The 13,896-nt window shown below is 67.6% G+C and carries 13 protein-coding genes; 1 reads left to right on the top strand and 12 read right to left on the bottom strand.

The features are described 5' to 3' along the window. The first annotated feature begins 57 nt into the window (after positions 1 to 57). Positions 58 to 1,554, top strand: a complete 1,497-nt coding sequence (locus C6569_RS11485) for a bifunctional aminoglycoside phosphotransferase/ATP-binding protein (RefSeq protein WP_106748977.1) — start codon at positions 58 to 60, stop codon at positions 1,552 to 1,554. On the opposite strand, the gene C6569_RS11480 is transcribed toward C6569_RS11485, so the two are convergent. The 12 genes from C6569_RS11480 to C6569_RS11425 all read right to left on the bottom strand — a co-directional run bounded on the left by C6569_RS11480 (position 1,545) and on the right by C6569_RS11425 (position 13,781). Continuing rightward, complete coding sequence (locus C6569_RS11480; protein ID WP_106748976.1) at positions 1,545 to 2,417, bottom strand: ABC transporter permease; 873 nt, start codon at positions 2,415 to 2,417, stop codon at positions 1,545 to 1,547. The two genes, C6569_RS11485 and C6569_RS11480, sit on opposite strands and share 10 nt — an antisense overlap. Before the next feature lie 18 nt (positions 2,418 to 2,435). After that, positions 2,436 to 3,500 carry an ABC transporter substrate-binding protein gene (locus C6569_RS11475; RefSeq protein ID WP_181313726.1) on the bottom strand — a complete coding sequence of 355 codons (1,065 nt, stop codon included), beginning with the start codon at positions 3,498 to 3,500 and terminating at the stop codon, positions 2,436 to 2,438. Between the two features lie 47 nt (positions 3,501 to 3,547). Next, the gene (locus C6569_RS11470) at positions 3,548 to 4,609 is read right to left on the bottom strand and encodes an ABC transporter ATP-binding protein (protein WP_106748974.1); all 1,062 of its coding nucleotides are present in this window, start codon (positions 4,607 to 4,609) and stop codon (positions 3,548 to 3,550) included. 3 nt (positions 4,610 to 4,612) lie between these two features. Next, positions 4,613 to 5,428, bottom strand: a complete 816-nt coding sequence (locus C6569_RS11465; RefSeq protein WP_245898077.1) for an ABC transporter permease — start codon at positions 5,426 to 5,428, stop codon at positions 4,613 to 4,615. A 28-nt stretch (positions 5,429 to 5,456) separates the two neighbouring features. Then, positions 5,457 to 6,695: a metal-dependent hydrolase family protein gene (locus tag C6569_RS11460; protein WP_106748973.1), complete on the bottom strand. Its 1,239-nt coding sequence runs from the start codon at positions 6,693 to 6,695 to the stop codon at positions 5,457 to 5,459. A 167-nt stretch (positions 6,696 to 6,862) separates the two neighbouring features. Beyond that, positions 6,863 to 7,258: a RidA family protein gene (locus tag C6569_RS11455; RefSeq protein WP_106748972.1), complete on the bottom strand. Its 396-nt coding sequence runs from the start codon at positions 7,256 to 7,258 to the stop codon at positions 6,863 to 6,865. Between the two features lie 62 nt (positions 7,259 to 7,320). Then, the gene (locus tag C6569_RS11450) at positions 7,321 to 8,871 is read right to left on the bottom strand and encodes an AMP-binding protein (protein ID WP_106748971.1); all 1,551 of its coding nucleotides are present in this window, start codon (positions 8,869 to 8,871) and stop codon (positions 7,321 to 7,323) included. Positions 8,872 to 8,944: 73 nt separating this feature from the next. Beyond that, on the bottom strand, positions 8,945 to 10,174 hold the full coding sequence (locus tag C6569_RS11445; protein ID WP_106748970.1) for an ABC transporter substrate-binding protein: 1,230 nt from the start codon (positions 10,172 to 10,174) through the stop codon (positions 8,945 to 8,947). Between the two features lie 91 nt (positions 10,175 to 10,265). Continuing rightward, on the bottom strand, positions 10,266 to 11,318 hold the full coding sequence (locus tag C6569_RS11440; protein ID WP_106748969.1) for a branched-chain amino acid ABC transporter permease: 1,053 nt from the start codon (positions 11,316 to 11,318) through the stop codon (positions 10,266 to 10,268). Between the two features lie 2 nt (positions 11,319 to 11,320). Further along, positions 11,321 to 12,226 (bottom strand): branched-chain amino acid ABC transporter permease, encoded by a 906-nt coding sequence (locus tag C6569_RS11435; protein ID WP_106748968.1) that lies wholly within the window; start codon positions 12,224 to 12,226, stop codon positions 11,321 to 11,323. A 28-nt stretch (positions 12,227 to 12,254) separates the two neighbouring features. Further along, positions 12,255 to 12,968 (bottom strand): ABC transporter ATP-binding protein, encoded by a 714-nt coding sequence (locus C6569_RS11430; protein ID WP_106748967.1) that lies wholly within the window; start codon positions 12,966 to 12,968, stop codon positions 12,255 to 12,257. Positions 12,969 to 12,971: 3 nt separating this feature from the next. Beyond that, a complete protein-coding gene (locus tag C6569_RS11425) occupies positions 12,972 to 13,781 on the bottom strand; it encodes an ABC transporter ATP-binding protein (RefSeq protein ID WP_106748966.1) in 810 nt (269 codons plus the stop codon). Positions 13,782 to 13,896 lie beyond the last annotated feature (115 nt).

Raw genomic sequence — 13,896 nt, 5'->3', positions numbered from 1 at the left:
CGCCATGATCCCGGCTATGCAGGCAGGCGCGGGGCGGGGTTTTGGAAGGCGCGGGACATGGGTGATGAAGGCGCTGACGGAGCGGAGGTTTTCGCCTTCCTGAAAGACCTCGCGGGCGAGGGCGCCGAGGTCGTCACCACGCACATTTCCAGGGTGGTGATCGGCCGGGAGGTGGTGTTCAAGCTGAAGAAGCCGGTGAAGTTGCCCTATCTCGACTTCTCCACGCCGGCGCTGAGGCTCGGCTTCTGCGAACGCGAGTACGCGCTCAACCGGCGCAGCGACCCGGACGGGCTCATCTATTCGGGCGCCAGCCGCATCGCCCGCAGGGCGGACGGCAGTCTCGCCCTCGACGGCGAGGGGGAGCTGGTGGACGCGGTGGTGCGCATGCGCCCCTTCGATCAGGCGGGCCTCCTCGACCGGTTGGCAGGTGAGGGGCCGCTGCCGGGGGATCTCGTCGACAGGCTCGCCGCCGACATCGCCGCGCTGCATGCGGCCGCTGAGGTTTCCGCCGACCGGGCTGGGGCAGCGCGCATGGCGCGGGTGCTGGACGTCAACGCCGCCGCCTTCACCGCCAGCGGGCTGATGGACGAGGCGGCGGCGCGACAGCTCGACGGGCTGTTCCGCGCGGCCCTGGACCGGCACGCGGCGCTCCTCGACAGCCGCGCCGCGGCGGGCCTGGTGCGCCGCTGCCACGGGGATCTCCACCTGCGCAACATCTGCACGATCGACGGCCGTCCCGTGATCTTCGACTGCCTGGAGTTCGACGAGGACCTCGCCACCACCGACGTGCTCTACGACCTCGCCTTCCTGGTCATGGATCTCTGGCATCGCGGCCAGAAGACGGCGGCGAACCGGGTGATGAACCGCTATTGCGACGCGAGGGCCGAGGCGGGGGGTCTGGCGCTCATGCCCTTCCTCGTGGCGGTGAGGGCGGCGGTGCGCGCCCATGTGACGGCGGCGGCCGGCGATGCCGGGGAGGCGCAAACCTATCTGGCGCTGGTCCGCGAGGCGCTGGCGCCTGCGACGCCCAGGCTCCTGGCCGTCGGCGGGTTGAGCGGCTCCGGCAAGTCGACGCTCGCGACCCTCGTCGCTCCATCCCTCGGGCCCCTGCCGGGCGCGCGCATCCTCTCGAGTGACCGGCTGCGCAAGGCTCGGTTCGGCGTCGCGCCGACGGAGCGGCTCGGGCCGGAGGCCTATTGCCCGGAGGTGTCCACCGCCGTCTATGGCGCGATGCGCGAGGGCGCGGCGGCGGTGCTGGCGGCGGGCCATGCGGTCGTCGCCGACGCGGTCCATGCCCGTTCCGCGGAGCGCGAGGCGGTGGAGGCGGTGGCGCGCGCCGCCGGCTGCCGCTTCACCGGCATCTGGCTCGACGTGCCACCCGGGCGGCTGAAGGCGCGGGTGGCGGCGCGGCAGGGCGACCCGTCGGACGCCACCGTCGACACGGTGGAGGCGCAGTTCGGCTACGATCTCGGCGTCATCGGCTGGCGGCGGCTCGATGCCGGCCGCCCGCAGGAGGAGCTGGCGGCGGAGATCGTGGCCTCGGCTCAGGCGTAGCGGCGGCGGATCAGCAGGCTCGAGGCAACGGTCAGGATCAGCGTCGCGGTCATCAGGATGAAGGAGACGGCGCCGCCGAAGGGCCAGTTGTTCTGCTGGGCGAAGGTGGAGAAGACCAGCGGCCCCATGGTCTGGAACTTCGGCCCGCCGAGCAGCACCGGCGTCGCATAGGCGTTCATCGCCAGGATGAAGGTGAGGATGACGCCGGCGAGGATGCCGGGCAGGGCGAGGGGGAAGAGCACGCGCGTCGCCATGGTCATGGGCGGGGCGCCGAGGGAGAAGGCGGCCTCCTCGACGTTGCGGTCGATGCCCTCGATGACGCTCTGCAGGGTCAGCACCATGAAGGGCAGGTTCACCGCGATGATGCCGATGACCACGGCGAGCTCGGTGTACATGATCTCGATGGGCTGGGAGATCAGACCCATTCCCATCAGCGTCGCATTGACGAAGCCCTTGGAGCCGAAGGCGACCATCCAGCCGGCGGCGCGCACCGCATTGCCGACGAAGAGCGGCAGCACGATCGCCATGACCAGCAGGTTCTTGTAGCGGGACTGGGTGCGCGCCAGCACATAGGCGAGCGGGAAGCCGAAGATCAGGCAGAAGACGGTGCAGGCCACCGCCACGCGGATCGTGCGCCAGAGCACCTGCAGGTAGAAGGGGTCGGTGAAGAACTTGACGTAGTTGGCGATGGTCAGCGCGTCGACCATGAGCTGGCCGGGCACGAAGGCGTTCAGGCTGTAGCGGAAGAGGATCGCGATCGGCACCATGAGGCCGACCGCGACGAAGAGGGTGGCGGGCACGAGAAGGCCCGCCGCCGTGAGAGTGCCGGGCTCGCCGACCGGACGTTCCGAAATTGCCGCCATGGCGAGCCCGAGCTCCGATCAGGCCTTGAAGACCTTGTCCCACCACTCCTTCATCGCCGCGTCGTTCTTGGCGAGAAAGGCGTAGTCGAGGTCCTTCATCTTCTTGTTCTCCTCCTCGGTGAAGCCGATGCGCTTCATGAGGTCGGCGGCAACGACGGCATTGGTGACGGTGGGCGCATAGCCCATGTCGACGGCGAAGGCCTCCTGCGCCGACTTCTCCAGCATGGCGTCCATATAGGCATAGGCGCCGGCCTTGTTGGGGGCGTTCTTCGGGATCATGAAGCCCGAGATATAGGCCATGGTGCCCTCCACCGGGGCGACGGAGTCCACGGTGATGCCGGCGTTCTGCCACTGTACGGCGCGCGCCTTCCACATCAGGCCGATGGAAATCTCCTCGGTCTTCAGCGCCTGAGCGAAGGCCTCGTTGGTCGGGTAGATGCGGGCGCCGCCGCGCTTGGCGGCGAGCAGCAGCTCCTTGCCCTTCTCGAGAGCCGTCATGTCACCGGCGGCGGCAAGGCCCGCGGCGAGCATCACGTACTGATACTGGATGTCGATGAAGCCGAGCTTGTTGCCGTATTTCGGATCGAAGGCATCCTTGTAGGAGGTCGGCGCCGGCGTCACGAGCTTCGGATTGTAGACGACGACCTTGCCCGAGATGATGTGGCCGATGCCATAGGGATATTTGGCGATCGGGATGATGTTGCCGGCGTTCTTCAGCTTGGAATAGTCGATCGGCTCGGCGAGGCCGGCAGCGTTCATCTCGAACATCTGGGCGGCGGAGAGACCCTGGATGTCCGTGGTGCCGCGCGGCAGGCGGCGCTCGGCGACCATCTTGGCGCGGCGGGGCGCGTCGGAGGCCTGGTCCTGCACCACTTCGAAGCCCTTGGACTTGAGGAAGGGCTCCTCGATGTTCTTGTTGAGGAGGCGGGCGTAGTCGCCGCCCCAGGTGCCGACGACCACCCGGCCGGCGGCCTGGGCGGAGGCCGGGGTGGCAAGGCTTGCGGGCAGGAGCGCGCCGGCGGCCGCGAGGCCCATGCCCTTCAGCGTCGTGCGCCTGTCGATTCCCTTGGTGAACTTCGTCATGTCGATGTCTCCCTTCTGGATTCCCAGTTGGCGGCGGCGCCGCGGGTTCATGCAGCCTCGCGTGGAAAGACGAGGCAGGCCGAGGCCGGCCAGCCGACCTCGATCGTGTCGCCGACCGCAGGCACCTGCCCGTCGGAGCGGTTGGGGATCTGCACCACCACGTGGTCGGTGGCATTGAGGCGCACGTGCACGTCGAGCAGCGCGCCGAGATAGGAGACGAAGGTGACCGTGCCCGCGGCGTGATTGTCGAGGCCCCGGGCTGCGGCACCGAGCGTCAGCCGCTCCGGTCGGAGGGCGATGGTGGCGGGCCCCTCGGCCGACGACGCCTGGCAGGACAGCGGCAGGCCGCCGTCGGACCGGAAGGTACCAGGGCCGGTGACCACGCCGGAAATCATGGTGGAGCGGCCGACGAAATCGGCGACGAAGAGATCGGCGGGGCGCTCGTAGAGGTCGGACTGGGTGCCGACCTGGCGCACGCTGCCCTCGGACATGACCACCAACCGGTCGGCCATGGTCAGGGCCTCCTCCTGGTCGTGGGTGACCATGACGGTGGTGAGGCCGAGCTGCTGCTGCAGGGCACGGATCTCCAGCCGCACCTCGAGCCGCAGCTTGGCGTCGAGGTTGGACAGCGGCTCGTCGAGCAGCAGCACGTCCGGCCGGATGACGAGGGCGCGGGCGAGGGCGACGCGCTGCTGCTGGCCGCCGGAGAGCTGGCGGGGATAGCGCTCGCCGTAGCCGTCGAGGCGCACGAGGCGCAGCGCCTCGGCGACGCGCGGGCCGATCTCGGCCTTCGGTGTCTTCCGCATTTCCAGGCCGAAGGCGACGTTCTCCGCCACGGTCATGTGGGGGAACAGGGCATAGCTCTGGAAGACGAGGCCGGCATTGCGCTTCCACGGCGGCAGGCGGGTGATGTCGGTGTCGCCGATGCGGATGGAGCCGCCGCTCGGCGGCACGAAGCCTGCGATCATGCGCAGCGTCGTGGTCTTGCCGCAGCCGGAGGGGCCGAGCAGGACGAGGAATTCGCCGTCGCTGACGTCGAGCGAGACGGACTTCACCACGGCGTTGTCGCCATAGCGCTTGGTCAGACCGTCGAGGGAGAGGGAGGCCATGGATCAGACGACTCGGGCAAGCTTGACGTAGCGGTCGGTGATGATCATGGCGACCGCGATGAGAAGGATCTGCAGGACGGAGACGGCGGCGACCGTCGGATCGATCTTCCACTCCAGATACTGGAGGATGGCGATGGGAAGGGTGATGCGCCCCGGACCGACGAGGAAGAGGCTCATCTCCAGATTGCCGAAGGAGGTGACGAAGCCGAACAGGGCGCCGGCCACCACGCCGGGCCGGATCGCCGGAAGGGTGACGCGGAAGAATGTCGTCCACTGGTTGGCGCCGAGGCTCTGGGCCGCCTCCTCGGCGGCGCGGTCGAGGCCCGTCAGGCTCGCGGTGACGAGGCGCACGGTCCAGGGAATGACCAGGAGGGTATGGCCGGCGACGAGGCCGCCGAGCGAACCGAGGATCGGCAGGCCCGTGGCGATCTCGGTCTCGATCTGGAAGACGTAGATCGACGTGCCCATGACGACGCCCGGCACGACCAGCGGCAGCAGCAGGAACTGGTTGAGCGCCGCGCTGCCGAGGAACTGGCGGCGGGCGAGGATCAGGCTCGCCGGCACCGCGATCAACAGGCCGATGACCGTGGCCGCCACCGCCACCTGCAGGCTGGTGGAGAAGCCGGTGACGAAGTTGCGGTTGTCGGCGATGGCGCCGAACCACTTCACCGAATAGCCCTCCGGCGGGAAGGAGGGGATCTCCTGGGCGAAGAAGGCGAGCCAGGTGACGAAGATGAGCGGCAGGAGGATGAAGCCGAGCGTCGCCCAGGCGACGCCGTAGAGCGCCACCCGGCCCCAGATGCGCCCGTCCATGGTCATGCCGGCGATCCCGTCATCGTGCCGCCCGTCAGGAGAGCTGGTTCTTGTGCATGCGGCCGCCTTGCATGATCAGGGCCAGATGCGCGCCCTGCTTGGTGAGCAGCGACAGGTCCTTCAGCGGATTGCCGTCGACGAGCACGGCGTCGGCATAGGCGCCGGCCTTCAGCGTCCCGATCTGCCCCTCGCGGCGGCAGAGCTTGGCGGCATGCATGGTGGTGGAGCGGATCACCTCGATGGCGGGGAGGACGCGGCCGCGAATGACGAATTCCTCCGACTGGTGGCGATGCATCTCGCCGAGGAGGTCGGAGCCGTAGGCCATGGTGAGCTTGGCCTTGTGCATGATCTCCAGCGACTTCATGCCGGCGAGGCGGACGGTGTCGACCTTGCCGACCGAGATCGGATCGAGGCCGAGGGCCGGCCCTTCGACGCCGAGATATTCGTAGGTGACCAGCGTCGGGCAGGCGATGGCGCCCTTTTCGGCAGCGAACTTCGCTGTCTTGGACTGGATGAGGTTGCAGTGCTCGAGGCTGTGGACGCCGCACTCCACCGCGCGGCGGATGGCCTCGTCGGTGTAGAGGTGGGCGGCCACATAGGTGCCGGCATTGGTGGCTTCCTCGACGGCGGCGATGATCTCGTCGCGCGAATAGCCGAGGAAGTGGATCGGGTCGTTCGGCGAGGCGACGCCGCCGTTCGCCATGATCTTGATGAAGTGGGCGCCCTGCTTGATCTCCTCGCGGCAGGCCTGACGGACGGCGTCGACGCCGTCGGCGAGGCGGCCGAGCGAGCCGAGGGTGCGCGTCCATGTCTCGGGGTCGCGGCGGTCGTAGCGCGAGCGCGAGTCGCCGTGGCCGCCGGTCTGGGAGAGGGCCTTGCCGGGGATAATGAGGCGGGGCGCTTCGATCAGGCCCTGTTCCTGCGCCTCGACCAGGGGATAGGTGGCGCCGCCGAGATCGCGCACGGTGGTGAAGCCGCGGTCGAGCATGCCCTTCATGATGCGGGCGGCGCGATAGGCGATGAGCGCGTCCGGCACCAGGGCGTTCTGGCCGATGTTGACCATAGTCGCGATGACGTGGACGTGGCAGTCGATGAGGCCGGGCATCATCGTGCGCTTGCCGCAGTTCATGACCGTCGCCTTGGACGCCTTGATCGGCTTGTCCGAGAGTTCCTTGACCTTGTCGCCCTCGACCAGCAGTTCGTAGCCCTCGACCAGTTCGTCGGCGACGGCCGGATCCAGCAGGCGGAAATTGCGGAACAGGGTCAGGCTCATCGCGGCGTCCTCACGCAGGCAGGCGGTCCGTGCTTCGTTCCCGGCCCGAAAAAGGCCGTCAGCGGCGGCTGGAACGATCAGCTTATCCTAGTTGGAGCCAGTGCCGGAGCACCAGCGTTCTGTCGGCGCGCATCGGTGCATATTTTATACACGTGCGCAAGATCGCGTCACGGGATCGCGGCGATGCACTCGATCTCGATGTCGAAGGGCGCCGGCCAGGGGTTGATGCCGGCGCTGGTGCGGGCCGGGAAGCCGTCGGGGAAACGCTCGCGGTAGAGGGCGTTCACCGTGCCCATCAGCTTGGGGTCGGTGATGTAGACGGTGGTCTTCACCGCCATGGCGAGGGACGAGCCGGCGAAGGCGAGTGTCGCCTCCAGGGCGTCCAGGGCCGCGCGGGTCTGCACGGCGATGTCGCCGCGCACGATGTCTCCGGTGTGGACGTCGACCGGCGGCATGCCGCAGGTGAAGAGGAGGTCGCCGACCCGCACGAGGGCCGAGGTCGGCGCGCCGAGCCGGCGGATCGCCTCGGAGATGACGGGAACCTCGATGACCTGGCGTTTCATGGCATATCCTCGGCGGGCCGCCAGCCAACCGCGCCAGCTCCTGTATGGCAAGCGCCGCCGGCTCAGACGATCTTCACCTTGCGGTCGCCCCAGTAGCGGTCGCGCAGCGCCTTCTTGTAGAGCTTGCCCGTCGGCAGACGTGGCAGGGCGTCCATGAAGTCGATGGAGCGCGGGCATTTCTGCACCGACAGGTGCTCGCGGCAGAAGGCCATGAGCTCGGCGGCGAGGGCCTCGCCCGGCTCGTGGCCCGGCATCGGCTGGATCACCGCCTTCACCTCCTCGCCGAAATCCTCGTTGGGCACGCCGAAGACCGCGGCGTCCGCCACCTTCGGATGGGTGATGAGCAGGTTCTCGCATTCCTGCGGATAAATGTTCACCCCCCCGGAGATGATCATGAAGGTCGAGCGGTCGGTGAGGTAGAGATAGCCGTCGTCGTCGACATAGCCGACGTCGCCGACGGTCGACATGGTGCCGTCGGCCGAGCGCGAGGCGGCGGTGCGCTCGGGATCGTTGAAATAGACGAAGGGGTTGGCGGTCTTGAACCAGATCTCGCCCGGCTCGCCCTTCGGCGCCGGGTTCATGTCGGCGTCGAGGATGTGCAGGTCGCCCATCAGCACCTTGCCGACGGTGCCACGATGGCTGAGCCATTGCTCGCTGTCGCAGGCGGTGAACCCCATGGCCTCCGTCGCCCCGTAATATTCGTGGATGATCGGACCCCACCAGCCGATCATGTCCTCCTTCACCTGCGGCGGGCAGGGGGCGGCGGCGTGGACGGCGATCTCGAGGGACGACAGGTCGTAGCGCGCGCGCACCTCGATCGGCAGCTTGAGCATGCGCGAGAACATGGTGGGCACGAGCTGGCTGTGGGTGACGCGGTACTTCTCGACCAGGGCGAGATAGGCCTCGGGGTCGAAGTGCTCCATGACGATCACCGTGCCGCCGCGGCGGATGGCGAGGCCGACGGCCGCCTGCGGGGCCGAGTGATAGAGCGGCGCCGGCGACAGGTAGATCATGTCGTCGCGGTAGCGCCAGAGCTTGTCGAGGAAGGTGTAGAGCGGCAGCGGCTCGGAGGGCGGGTTCTCCGGTAGCGGGCGCAGGATGCCCTTCGGCCGGCCCGTCGTGCCGGAGGAATAGAGCATGGGCGTGCCGAGCGCCTCGTCGGGAAGAGGCGTCGATGGAAAGGCCGCCACGGCGGTGGCGAAGTCGGGATGGGCGGTGTCGGCCGGGTCGCCGTCGACGACGAGGCAGAGCGTCACGTTAGGGCACTGCTTCAGCGCCTGCAGCGCCACGTCCTTCTTCGACCGCGAGGTGATCAGCAGCTTCGATTCGCTGTTGTTGAGGATGTAGGCGAGCTCGTCCGCCAGCAGGTAGGAGTTGACGCAGGTGTAGTAGAGCCCGGCCCGCTCGCCGGCGCCGCAGGCCTCGAGATAGCGGGCGTTGTTCTCCATGAAGATGGCGTAGTGGTCGAGCCGCTTCAGGCCTTGGGCGCGCAGCAGATGGGCGAGGCGGTTCGCCCGCTGTTCGAACTCGCGATAGGTGACCGTCTCGCCGGAGCCGGCCATGATGAAGGCGGGGCGCCCCGGATGGGCCTCGGCATGGTGCCCGGGATACATGGTTCGGCTCTCGTGGGCTGACGGGCGGGTCGGGGAAGAGGCGGCGCGGTCGCCCGCGCCGCCAGGTCTCTCCTCAGGACGTGCTCTCGTTGGAGAGGACGTCGCCGAAGAGCTCGAAGCTCTCGCCCTTGACCCGGGCGAGCTGCACCGACTGGATGGGATAGAAGTCGGTCGGCGAGGTGTTGACCTTGATGCCGGGCAGGAGCAGCGGCGACTCGAAGCCCTTCAGGTTGGCCGCCTCCTTCATGACGTTCTCGCGCGTCAGGTTGTTGCCGGCCTGCTTCAGGGTCTGCAGCAGGGTGTGGGCGACGGAGAAGCCGAAGTTGTGCCCGTCGTCGCGCATGTCGGCGTTGGGCATGTACTTGGCCATGAAGGCCTTCCAGGCGACGACGTCGGGCGAATTCGCCCACTGCGGGTCGTTGGCGTCCTTACGGTAGAGGGCGACCATGATGCCCTGCGAGTTCTCGATGCCGGCCGGCTTCAGCACAGAGCCGAAGGACGACGAGACGTTGTTGAGGTAGTGGACCGGCTTCCAGGCAATCTCCGCCGCCTTCTTGATTGCCTGCGCCGCGAACTTCGGCGTGGTGATGTTGAAGAACACGTCGGCGCCGGAGTTCTTCAGCTGGATCATCTGACTGTCGACGGTGGGGTCGGTCACCTCGTAGGTGGAGAGCTGGACGATCTTGCGCTCGTTGGCGGCGCCCAGGCCCTGCTTGAAGCCGTTGAAGTAGTCCTTGCCGTAGTCGTCGTTCTGCATCAGCACGCCGATCTTGGCGTCCGGCTTCGTCGACAGGATGTGCTTGGCGTAGATCGCACCCTCGGTGACGTAGTCCGGCTGCCAGCCCATGGTCCAGGGGAACTGGCGCGGATTGCCCCACTTGGAGGCGCCGGTGGCGACGAAGAGCTGCGGCACCTTGCGCTGGTTGAGATAGCGCTGGATGGCGGTGTTGGAGGGCGTGCCGAGCGGGTTGAAGACGAGCAGGACCTTGTCCTCCTCGACCAGCTTGCGCACCATTTCCACCGCCTTGGGCGGCGAGTAGCCGTCGTCGTAGGTGATGAAGTTGATCTTGCGGCCATTCAGGCCCCCGGCATCGTTGACCATCTTCATGACGGCTTCCGACGTGCGGCCGATGACGCCGTAGGCCGAGGCGTTGCCCGAATAGGGCATGATGTTGCCGATCTTGATCTCGGTGTCGCTGGCGCCGTCGTCGTAGCGCTTCTGGGCGATGGCGGGGGCGAAAACCGGCGTCACGGCGAGGGCGCCGAGGCCGGCGATGACCGTTCTGCGTTTCATCTCAGTCATGGGGGTAGTCCTCCGGTGGTTGGTGCGGTCTTCTGGGGCCGCTTGGCTTGCACAGTGTGGCGATGCACTGCGGTCGGATCGGGGCGGCGCGTCAGCCGCCCGGGGATGGACGCCTCAGCCGCGCCCACAGGGCGGCGAGGCCCCCGGCGATGCCGCCGGGCATGACGTAGATCAGCACGATGAGGGTGATGCCGTAGAGCGTCCAGGGCTGGAGCTCGAGCGGCAGGTGGATCGCCTGGGTCAGCTTCTTCGTCATGGCATCGGCATATTTCTCGATGAACTGGACGAAGATGCCGCCGATCACCGCGCCGGGTAGGGAGGCCACGCCGCCCACCACCGCGCCGACGAGGATGGCGATGGAGAGTTCGAAGCGGAAACTGTCGGGCGAGACGAATTCGAAGATGATGGCGTGCAGGGCGCCGGCAATGCCGACGTAGAGGGCGGAAATGCCGAAGACCGTCGCCTTGTAGCGCGCGGTGTCGATGCCCATCGTGCCGGCGGCGAGCGTGTGGTCGCGGATCGCCACCATGGCGCGGCCGGGGCGGGAGTTGAGGAGGTTGCGCGCCATCCAGAACATGCCCACCGCCACCACCAGCACGACCAGATACATCCACTGGTCGCCGGAGAGCGGCAGGCCGAAGGGCGCGTCGGGCTTCAGAAGGTTGATGCCCATGACGCCGTTGGTGAGCGGCTCGAGGTGCTTGTACTTCAGCATCTGCGGCACGGCGATGGCGAGGCCGAAGGTGGCCAGCGCCAGGTAGTGGCCCTCGAGCCGGAGCGCCGGCAGGCCGAAGAGATAGCCGATGACGAAGCACAGGACCGCGGCCGCCGGCAGGGTCAGCCAGTAGTTGACGCCGAACTGCTCGATGAGGATCGCCGCCGTGTAGGCGCCGACGGCGAAGAAGGCACCGTGGCCGAGGGAGATCTGGCCGTTGAAGCCGGTGAGCAGGTTCAAGCCCAGCACGGCGATCGCATAGACGATCATCAGGCTGAGCTGCAGGAAGGTGAAGTTGGAGATGAAGCCCGACTTGCCGACCAGGAAGGGCAGGGCGGCGGCGAGCACGAGGAGGCCGAGGAGCAGGGTCCGCGTCAGGTTGCGCGAGCCCTCCGCAGCGGCCGGGGCGGTCGAGGTGACGGCGGTCATGGCTACACCCTCTTGACGGTGGTGCGGCCGAACAGGCCGGCGGGCTTCAGGGTGAGGATGGTGATGACGATGATCAGCGCCACGGTCAGCTTCTCGCCGTTGCCGACGATGTAGATGCCGAAGGTCTTCTCGGTGAGGTTGCCGAAATAGGCGACGAGGTTTTCCAGCACCCCGACGAGGAAGCCGCCGAAGACGGCGCCGGCCGGGTTGGAGATGCCGCCGACCAGGGCACCGGCGAAGCCGTAGAGCAGGATCGAGGCCATCATGTTAGGCTCGAGATAGACGACGGGCGCGACCATGGCGCCGGCGACCGCCCCGACGGCCGCGGCGAGGCCCCACCCCAGCGCCAGCATCCAGTCGACCTTGACGCCGACGAGCCGGGCCGAGACCGGGTTCTGCGCCGCCGCCCGCATGGCGAGGCCGAGGGGCGTGAAGCGGAAGAAGGCGAAGAGGGCGAAGAGCATCAGCAGCGAGACGACGATCATGCCGATCTGGTGCGAGCCGATGTAGCCCGAGCCGGCGAAGGTCACGTTCGGGAAGGGCGAGGGGAAGTTCTTGATCGTGTGGCTCCAGATGCCGCCGGCCAGCGAGTGGAAGATGGCGAGGAGCCCAATGAAGACGACGACGATGGAGAGCACGGAGGCGTTGTGCAGCGGCCTCAGGATGACCCGCTCGATGGCGACGCCGAGGATGAAGGAGAAGAGGATGGTGAAGCCGAGCGCCGGCCAGAACGGAAAGCCCCACTGGATGAGCTGCCAGCAGATATAGGTGGAGAACATCGCCATCTCGCCCTGGGCGAAGTTCAGGTGGTCGGTCGCCGTGAAGATCATCACCAGGGCGAGGGCGACGAGCGCATAGATCGCCCCCGACGCCAGTCCCGATGCGATCTGCTGGATCAACTGTTCCATGCGTCTTCCTCTGTCCTCTGCTGCCGGCTCAGTAGCCGAGGTAGGATTTGCGAATGCCCTCGTCGTTTTTCAGCTCGGCCGACGGTCCCGACATGACCACGGTGCCGGTCTCCAGCACGTAGGCGTTCTCGGCGAGGTTCAGCGCCAGCGACGCGTTCTGCTCGACGAGGAGCATGGAGACGCCGGCCTCCTCGTTGATCCGCCGCATGATGTGGAAGATCTCCTGGACGATGAGCGGGGCGAGGCCGAAGGAGGGCTCGTCGAGCAGCATCAGCCGGGGGCCGAGCATCAGCGCGCGGGAGATGGCGAGCATCTGCTGCTCGCCGCCGGACAGCGTGCCGGCCTGCTGGGCGATGCGCTCCTTCAGGCGGGGGAAATAGGTGAAGACGAGGTCGAGGTCGCGCTTGACGCCGGACTTGTCGCGCCGGCCGTAGCTGGCGATCTTGAGGTTCTCCTCCACCGACAAGCCGACGAAGGTGCCGCGACCCTCGGGCACGTGGGCGACGCCGAGGCGGGTGATGTCCTCGGTCGCCATCGCGCCGATGGGCTGGCCGTCGAAGACGATGCTGCCCTCGCGGCGCACGAGCCCGCTGATCGCCCGTAAGGTCGTCGTCTTGCCGGCGCCGTTGGCGCCGAGAAGGGTGGTGATGCCGCCCTGGGCGAGGGTGAAACTCAGCCCGTGCAGGGCCTCCGTCGCGCCATAGAAGGCCTTGAGGCCGCTGATCTCCAGAAGAGGCGCCATGGATCAGGCTCCCGTCCCGAGATAGGCGCGGATCACCTCGGGATCGCGCTGCACTTCGGCGGGCGTTCCGTCGGCGATCTTCTTGCCGAAGTCGATCGCCACCACCTTGTCCGAGACGGACATGACCAGGCTCATGTGATGCTCCACCAGCAGCGTGGTGACCTTCTGAATGTCGACGACGCGGCGGATCTGCTCCTTCAGGACCTCGATCTCCTCGTGGTTCAGGCCGGCGGCCGGCTCGTCGAGGAGGAGGAGCTTGGGCCTTGCCGCGAGGGCGCGGGCGAGCTCGACGCGCTTACGGATGGGGAAGGGCAGCGGGCCGGCCGGCATGGCCGCGAAGGGCTCGAGGCCCATGAAGGCGACGAGTTCGCGGGCGCGATCCTCGATCGCCTTCTCCTCCTCCGCCACGCCGCTCAGCCGCAGCACCGAACGCAGGAAACCGGCATGGGTCTGGCTGTGGCAGCCGACCTTGACGTTGTCGAGCACCGACATGCGGTCGAAGAGGGCGACGTTCTGGAAGGTGCGCCCCATGCCGATCTCGGCGATGGCGTGGCGCGGCGCCTTCATGATCGAGCGCCCCTCGAAGAGGATGTCGCCCTCATTGGGAATATAGAGGCGGCTGAGGCAGTTGAAGAGCGTCGTCTTGCCAGCCCCGTTGGGGCCGATGAGCCCGACCACGTGACCGGGCATGACATCGAAGGAGATGCCGTTCAGTGCGATGATGCCGCCGAAGCGAACGGAAATGTCGCGGACGGCCAGGAGCGGCGCCGGGACGGAGTCCGGATGTGCGTCGGCAAAGCCAACGGATGTCATTGGCCGTTATCCTCCCTGGAAGCCCTGCGCTTTTTGCGCTGCCGTTTTCGGCCGGGCCTTATCGTTGGAGGCAGTGTGAACAGATATGGGCGGCGGCTGCAATGCCCGCCGCCGG

The sequence above is a fragment of the Phreatobacter cathodiphilus genome, assembly GCF_003008515.1.
GTDB lineage: Bacteria > Pseudomonadota > Alphaproteobacteria > Rhizobiales > Phreatobacteraceae > Phreatobacter > Phreatobacter cathodiphilus.
This window is presented reverse-complemented; position numbering and strand designations above follow the sequence as displayed.

What these genes read in the sequence shown, in the direction of transcription:
- C6569_RS11485 (WP_106748977.1), top strand. Translation starts at nt 58, where the DNA reads ATGGGTGATGAAGGCGCTGACGGAGCGGAGGTTTTCGCCTTCCTGAAA.
- C6569_RS11480 (WP_106748976.1), bottom strand. Translation starts at nt 2,417, where the DNA reads ATGGCGGCAATTTCGGAACGTCCGGTCGGCGAGCCCGGCACTCTCACG.
- C6569_RS11475 (WP_181313726.1), bottom strand. Translation starts at nt 3,500, where the DNA reads ATGACGAAGTTCACCAAGGGAATCGACAGGCGCACGACGCTGAAGGGC.
- C6569_RS11470 (WP_106748974.1), bottom strand. Translation starts at nt 4,609, where the DNA reads ATGGCCTCCCTCTCCCTCGACGGTCTGACCAAGCGCTATGGCGACAAC.
- C6569_RS11465 (WP_245898077.1), bottom strand. Translation starts at nt 5,428, where the DNA reads ATGACCATGGACGGGCGCATCTGGGGCCGGGTGGCGCTCTACGGCGTC.
- C6569_RS11460 (WP_106748973.1), bottom strand. Translation starts at nt 6,695, where the DNA reads ATGAGCCTGACCCTGTTCCGCAATTTCCGCCTGCTGGATCCGGCCGTC.
- C6569_RS11455 (WP_106748972.1), bottom strand. Translation starts at nt 7,258, where the DNA reads ATGAAACGCCAGGTCATCGAGGTTCCCGTCATCTCCGAGGCGATCCGC.
- C6569_RS11450 (WP_106748971.1), bottom strand. Translation starts at nt 8,871, where the DNA reads ATGTATCCCGGGCACCATGCCGAGGCCCATCCGGGGCGCCCCGCCTTC.
- C6569_RS11445 (WP_106748970.1), bottom strand. Translation starts at nt 10,174, where the DNA reads ATGACTGAGATGAAACGCAGAACGGTCATCGCCGGCCTCGGCGCCCTC.
- C6569_RS11440 (WP_106748969.1), bottom strand. Translation starts at nt 11,318, where the DNA reads ATGACCGCCGTCACCTCGACCGCCCCGGCCGCTGCGGAGGGCTCGCGC.
- C6569_RS11435 (WP_106748968.1), bottom strand. Translation starts at nt 12,226, where the DNA reads ATGGAACAGTTGATCCAGCAGATCGCATCGGGACTGGCGTCGGGGGCG.
- C6569_RS11430 (WP_106748967.1), bottom strand. Translation starts at nt 12,968, where the DNA reads ATGGCGCCTCTTCTGGAGATCAGCGGCCTCAAGGCCTTCTATGGCGCG.
- C6569_RS11425 (WP_106748966.1), bottom strand. Translation starts at nt 13,781, where the DNA reads ATGACATCCGTTGGCTTTGCCGACGCACATCCGGACTCCGTCCCGGCG.